This window comes from Micromonospora echinofusca (assembly GCF_017614955.1).
GTDB classification, from domain to species: Bacteria; Actinomycetota; Actinomycetes; order Mycobacteriales; family Micromonosporaceae; genus Micromonospora; species Micromonospora echinofusca_A.
On the sequence record NZ_WVUH01000037.1, the window covers coordinates 24,930 to 30,929 of the forward strand.

Genomic DNA, 6,000 nt, shown 5'->3' on the forward strand with positions numbered 1-6,000 from the left:
TTCAGAGACGTCACGATTCGGCCAACACGACGGTTATCGAGGAGCAACGATGCGGTTGACCAAGTACACCCATTCCTGCGTCCGGATCGAGCACGACGGGGGTGTGCTGGTGATCGACCCGGGCATGTTCGCGGAACCGGCCGCGCTGGACGGTGCCGACGCCGTACTGATCACCCACGAGCACCCGGACCATCTGGACGTCGAGGCCCTCACCGCCCAGCTCGACCGTCGTCCGCTGACCGTTTTTGGACACTCGACTCTGATCGACCGGCTGGGCGCTGCGGCGGCGGCGTTCACCCCTGTCGAACCGGGCGAGTCGTTCACCGCAGCCGGTGTGCCGGTACGCGCCTACGGCGGCGCGCACGCGGTCATCCACCCGGACATCCCCCGGATCGCGAATCTGGCGTACCTGGTCGACGACCGGGTCTACCACCCCGGGGACTCGCTGGTGGCGCCGGAGGACACCGAGGTCGAGACGCTCTTCGTGCCGATCCACGCGCCCTGGCTGAAGATCTCCGAGGCGGTGGACTTCGTCCGGGCGGTGGCGCCCCGCCGCGCCTTCGCCCTGCACGACGGGCTGCTGAACGACGCCGGACTCCAGTTCACCAACGCCAACCTGGCCCGGCTCACCGACTGCGGGTACACCCGGCTGGATCCGGGGACCCGGTTGGACTGACGGGCCCCCAATGCCGTCCCCGTCGAAGCCCGGTCGGAGTTCCCCCGCCCTTTCCCGGGAACTGGTCGAGCGGCTCTACGCCGCGCCACCGGACGGTTTCGTGGCGGCCCGCGACGCGGCGGTCGCGGCGGCCCGGGCCGCCGGTGACGCGGCCGGTGCCCGGGAGTTGGCCAAGCTGCGCAAACCGACGGTGGCGGCCTGGCTGGTGAACCTGCTCGCCATCCGCCGTCCGGAACTGATCGCCGATCTGGTGGCGCTCTCCACCGCGCTCCGGGCCGCCCAGCGGGAGCTGCGCGGGGACACCCTCCGGGAGCTCTCCGGGCAGCGGCGGGCACTGGTCGGGGCGCTGGTGGCCGAGGCGCGTTCGCTGGCCGTCCGGGCCGAACCGGCGCCACCGGCCGGCAAGCTGCCGCTCGGCGAGGTCGAGGCGACACTGCACGCGGCGCTCTCCGATGTGGACGTCGCCGAGCAGGTCCGGTCCGGTCGGCTGGTCCGCTCGGTGAGCTACGCCGGTTTCGGCGAGGTACCCCGTCCCCGGCTGCGCCTGGTCGCCGGAGGCGACACCGAGCCGGCCCCGGAGTACGCCGGGACGGACCGGAAGGTCGAGACCGGGCGGGTGAAGGCGGACCGGAAGGCCGAGGCGGAGCGGAAGGCCGAGGCGGAGCGGACGAAGGCGGACCGGAAAGCCGGGAGCGGGCGCGGCAAGGCGGACCGGAAGGCTGAGGCGGACCGGAAGGCCGAGGCGGATCGAAAGGTCGAGGCCGAGCGGGCGAAGCGCCGCCGGGCCCTGCACCGGGAGCTGGCACAGGCCCGGTCCGAACAGGACCGGGCCGAAGCCGACCTCGACCGGGCGCGGGCAGCCGAGCGGGCGGCCGCCGAGGAACTGTCCGGTCTGGTGGCGGAACTGGCGGCGCTGGAACGGCGACGGGCCGCCGCCGAACAGGAGGCGGGGCAGCGCAAACTCACGCGCAAGGGTGCCGAGCGGACCCTGACCCGGGCCCGCCGCCGGGTTGGCGAGGTCGAGGCGGCGGTGGAGAACCTCGACCGGGAGGGGGCTGCGGGAGACGGCGGAACCGGTGCAGACTCAGGCGGGTGAGCGTGGCGGGGCCACAGCGGTGGCCGGGACGGAGGCGGGTCCGGTGACTCCCGAACAGACCGCAGCAGCCAGCAAACCGCTCGTCGTCGAGGTCGGCGGTGCCTTTCACCAGTGGCCGGGCACGCTGCACCGGGCCCGCCTGCTCGGGATCTCCAGTTGGGCGTTCTACGTCGCCGGGCGCGGCGGTGCCCTCGGGGACGTCCGCGCCGGGACCGTGGCGGCGGCACTGGGGTTCATCGCGCCGGACGCCGTCGCCGACGGGTGGGACGCCGTGGTCCGGGTGACCAGTCCGGCAGAGGTGGCCACCGTCAGCTACACCGAGTGCTGCCGCTGGGGTGCCGAGCATCTCAGCGACCTGCCCGGACTGGACCGGCTGGTCGAGCTGACCGGCCGGGCGGTGGCGGCGGCGGACCCGACCGGCATGCCGCTCTTCGCCGCCTGGCGGGCGATGCCGGTACCGGACGGGTCGTCCGGGGCGCGGGCCGCAGCCCACCTGCACGTGCTCCGCGAACTCTTCATCGGTGCCCATCTGATCGCGGTCCGGGCGGCCGGGATGACCCCGTTGGCCGCGGTGGTGGCCGGTCCGGAGGGGCCGGCCGGGGCGGTGGCCTGCGGGTGGCCGCCGCCGTACCCGGCGGTGGCCCCGCTGGTGCGCCGACGGATCTGGGCCGAGTCGGTGACCGACCGGCTCGTCTCGCCGGCCTTCGCCGGCCTCGATCCGGTCGAACGGACCGAGCTGGTGGATCTGCTGGACGTGGCCCGGGGCCGGCTCGGACCGGACCGGCCCACCGGGCAGATCGTGCCCTCCGGCAACGGATGAACCGCCGGCGACGGTTGAACCACCGGCAGCGGATGGGCCGCCGGCAACGGTTGAACCGCTGACATCGGATGGGCTGCCGGCCGGCGTGGGGCGGGGCGGCGCGGCGGAAAATCAGCGGCGGTCCCGGACCTGATCGGGTTAGCTGCCAGCCGTGACGCTTCCCGCCGGCTGGACCACCCGCCGCCCCACCCTGGACGACGCACCGGCGATCCTCGCCGTGGTGCACGCCGCCGACACCTTCGCGGTCGGCTACCCCGACTTCAGCCTGGACGATGTGCGGGAGTCGTTGACCGCGCCGTACACCGACCCGGCGCAGGACTGCTGGTTGGCCGTCGACCCGGACGGGGCGGTGGTCGCCTGGGCGACGGTGGACAACCCGACCGGTACGGGGCGGGAGTTCGTCGAGGTCTACGTCGACCCGGAACGGGGCGTGCCGGCGCAGGGGCCGCTGCTGGAGCGCCAGCTCGCCCGGGTCGCCGAGCGCGCCGCCGAGCGCGGGCTACCGGAGCTGACCGTACGCTGCGCCGCGTTCCCGCCGGAGGAGCACTGGCGGGGCCTGCTGGGCGACGCCGGGTTCGGGTTCGTCAAGAGGTACGTGCGGATGACCCGGTCGCTCGCCGGGGTGGCCCCGGAACCACCGGTCCCGCCGTCCGGGGTGACGATCCGGCCGGTACGCCCCGACGACGATGCGGACCTGCGCACCTTCCACCGGATCTACGACACCGCGTTCCGGGACACCCCGGACTACGAGCCGGTCGGTTTCGACCGCTGGTACGCCGAACTCACCGGCCGGGGCGACCTGGCCTGGGACGAGTGGTTCGTCGCCGAGTGCGACGGCGTACCGGCCGGGGCGCTGCGCTCCTCCGACCAGGCGCTGGACCAGGACATGGGTTTCGTGAAACATCTGGCGGTGCTGCCCGGTCATCGGCGCCGGGGGATCGGAGCGGCGCTGCTGCGTCACGCGTTTGGCTGCTATGCGGCGAAGGGGCGCGGGTACGCGGGCCTCGGCGTGGACCTGAGCAATCCCACCGATCCGGTCAACCTGTACCGCTCGGTGGGGCTGACCGAGGTGCGTTCGATCGAGATGTACGAACGTCGGGTACCCGCCGCAGCCTGACCCCGGCCCGGTGACCCGCCCGTTCCGACAAGGGCGGGCCACCGGCTGTGCGGCAGTTCACATCCACATTCCCCTCCTCGACCTGAATACTTGAAGAAATTCTCAATTGTTCAAGGCTTCAGGTGGCGGGTCCGCCGAAGCCGTCGAGATGGGAGACCTGTGCCCGTTCCGCTCTACCAGGCCAAGGCGGAGTTCTTCCGGATGCTCGGCCATCCGGTCCGGATCCGGGTGCTCGAACTGCTCGGCGAAGGGCCCAAACCGGTCCGGGACCTGCTCGCCGACATCGGCATCGAGGCGTCCAGCCTCTCCCAGCAGTTGGCCGTGCTGCGCCGGGCCGGCATCGTGGTCTCCACCCGCGAGGGCACCACGGTCACCTACGCGCTGGCCGGACCGGACGTCGCCGACCTGATGCGGGCCGCCCGACGGATCCTCACCGAGATGCTGGCCGGGCAGACCGTGCTGCTCGACGCCCTGCTCGACGTACCCGATCCGCAGCGGCCCCCGACGGCGGACGCGTGAGCACCGTCGCGGACCTGGCCCGGCACGCCGCCCGGCTGCTCCCCGGCCGGGCCGACCTGGCCGCACTGCGCCGCCAACCCGGCCGTGACCTGCTCGCCGGGCTGACCGTCGCGGTCGTCGCCCTGCCGCTGGCCCTCGGATTCGGGGTGGCCTCCGGGCTCGGCGCGGCGGCCGGTCTCGCCACGGCGATCGTCGCCGGGGCGGTCGCGGCGGCCTTCGGCGGGTCCAACCTCCAGGTCTCCGGCCCGACCGGCGCGATGACCGTGGTCCTGGTGCCGATCGTGCACCAGCACGGCCCGGGCGGGGTGCTCACCGTCGGGCTGCTCGCCGGGGTCATCCTCGTCGCCCTGGCGGTGCTGCGCGCCGGCCGGTACATGCGGTACGTCCCGGCCCCGGTCATCGAGGGGTTCACGCTGGGCATCGCGGCGGTGATCTTCCTCCAGCAGGTGCCCGCCGCGCTCGGCGTGCCGACCGGGAGCGGGGAGAAGGTCCTCGGCCTGGCCTGGCAGGGGGTACGGGACTTCGCCGGCCGGCCGGACTGGACCGCCGTCGCGCTCGCGGTCGGTGTCGCGGTGGTGATGCTGGTCGGCGCCCGGTGGCGACCCACCATCCCGTTCTCCCTGGTCGCGGTGGCCCTCGCCACGATCGTCGCGGCGGTCGCCGCCCTGGACGTGACCCGCATCGGCGCGCTGCCGGCGACCCTGCCCCGGCCCTCCCTGGGCTTCCTGGACCCGGCCGCGGTACCCGCGCTGCTGGGGGCGGCGGTCGCCGTCGCCGCACTCGCCGCCCTGGAGAGCCTGCTCTCGGCGGCGGTCGCCGACGGGATGACGGTCGGCCAACGGCACGACCCGGACCGGGAGCTCTTCGGCCAGGGGCTGGCCAACCTCGCCGCGCCCCTCTTCGGCGGGGTACCCGCCACCGCGGCGATCGCCCGGACGGCGGTCAACGTGCGGTCCGGGGCGGCGTCCCGGCTGGCCGCGTTCACCCACGCGATCGCCCTGGCCCTGCTGATGCTGGTGGCGGCGCCCCTGGTCGGGCAGATCCCGCTGGCGGCCCTGGCCGGGGTGCTGCTGGCCACGGCGGTGCGCATGGTCGAAGTCTCGGCTCTGCTGGCGCTGGCCCGGGCCTCCCGCTCGGACGCGCTGGTGATGGCGTTGACGGCCGCCGCCACCCTGCTGCTCGACCTGGTGACGGCGGTGATCATCGGTCTGGTGGTGGCCGGTGCCCTGGCGCTGCGCAAGATCGCCCTGGCGGCCCGGTTGGAGGAGCTGCCGTTGGACCCCGCCGACCATCACGCCGAGGAACACGAACTGCTCAGTCAGCACATCGTCGCGTATCGGATCGACGGGCCGCTCTTCTTTGCCGCCGCCCACCGGTTCCTGCTGGAGCTCACCGAGGTGGCCGAGGTCCGGGTGGTCATCCTGCGGTTGTCCCGGCTGAGCACCGTCGATGCCACCGGCGCCATCGTGCTGCGGGACGCGGTCGACCGGCTGGTCCACCGGGGGATCGTCGTCTACGCCTCCGGGCTGCGGGCCGAACACGCCCGGGTGCTCGACGCGGGTGGACTGCTGACCCGGCTCCGGGCTGAGGGGCGGCTGTTCGACACCACGCCGGAGGCGATCGCCGCAGCCCGGGGCCAGTTGCACCGCGCCGGAGTGCTCCCGGCCACCCACCGGGGTTGATCTTGCAGTTTGGGCCCCTGATTTGTCCTCTTCGTTACTTGTGTCGGGGCCACAACTGCAAGATCGACATGTCGGGGTGGTGGGGACGGG

The 6,000-nt window shown here is 73.7% G+C and carries 6 protein-coding genes; all 6 read left to right on the forward strand.

The window, feature by feature from the left end:
- Positions 1-49 precede the first annotated feature (49 nt).
- The 6 genes from GSF22_RS07275 to GSF22_RS07300 all read left to right on the forward strand — a co-directional run bounded on the left by GSF22_RS07275 (position 50) and on the right by GSF22_RS07300 (position 5,910).
- On the forward strand, positions 50-676 hold the full coding sequence (locus tag GSF22_RS07275; RefSeq protein ID WP_208812130.1) for an MBL fold metallo-hydrolase: 627 nt from the start codon (positions 50-52) through the stop codon (positions 674-676).
- A 10-nt stretch (positions 677-686) separates the two neighbouring features.
- Positions 687-1,772, forward strand: a complete 1,086-nt coding sequence (locus tag GSF22_RS07280) for a hypothetical protein (RefSeq protein WP_208812132.1) — start codon at positions 687-689, stop codon at positions 1,770-1,772.
- Positions 1,773-1,815: 43 nt separating this feature from the next.
- A complete protein-coding gene (locus tag GSF22_RS07285) occupies positions 1,816-2,592 on the forward strand; it encodes an SCO6745 family protein (protein WP_208812133.1) in 777 nt (258 codons plus the stop codon).
- Positions 2,593-2,743: 151 nt separating this feature from the next.
- Positions 2,744-3,709, forward strand: coding sequence for a GNAT family N-acetyltransferase (locus tag GSF22_RS07290; protein WP_208812135.1), 966 nt, complete (start codon positions 2,744-2,746; stop codon positions 3,707-3,709).
- A gap of 159 nt (positions 3,710-3,868) precedes the next feature.
- Entirely contained in the window at positions 3,869-4,228 is a 360-nt protein-coding gene (locus tag GSF22_RS07295; RefSeq protein WP_208812137.1) for an ArsR/SmtB family transcription factor, read from the forward strand.
- The gene (locus tag GSF22_RS07300; protein ID WP_208812139.1) at positions 4,225-5,910 is read left to right on the forward strand and encodes a SulP family inorganic anion transporter; all 1,686 of its coding nucleotides are present in this window, start codon (positions 4,225-4,227) and stop codon (positions 5,908-5,910) included. The genes GSF22_RS07295 and GSF22_RS07300 overlap by 4 nt, the downstream gene beginning before the upstream one ends.
- Positions 5,911-6,000 lie beyond the last annotated feature (90 nt).

Coding starts and splice junctions, on each gene's coding strand:
- GSF22_RS07275 (WP_208812130.1), top strand. CDS start 50: ATGCGGTTGACCAAGTACACCCATTCCTGCGTCCGGATCGAGCACGAC.
- GSF22_RS07280 (WP_208812132.1), top strand. CDS start 687: ATGCCGTCCCCGTCGAAGCCCGGTCGGAGTTCCCCCGCCCTTTCCCGG.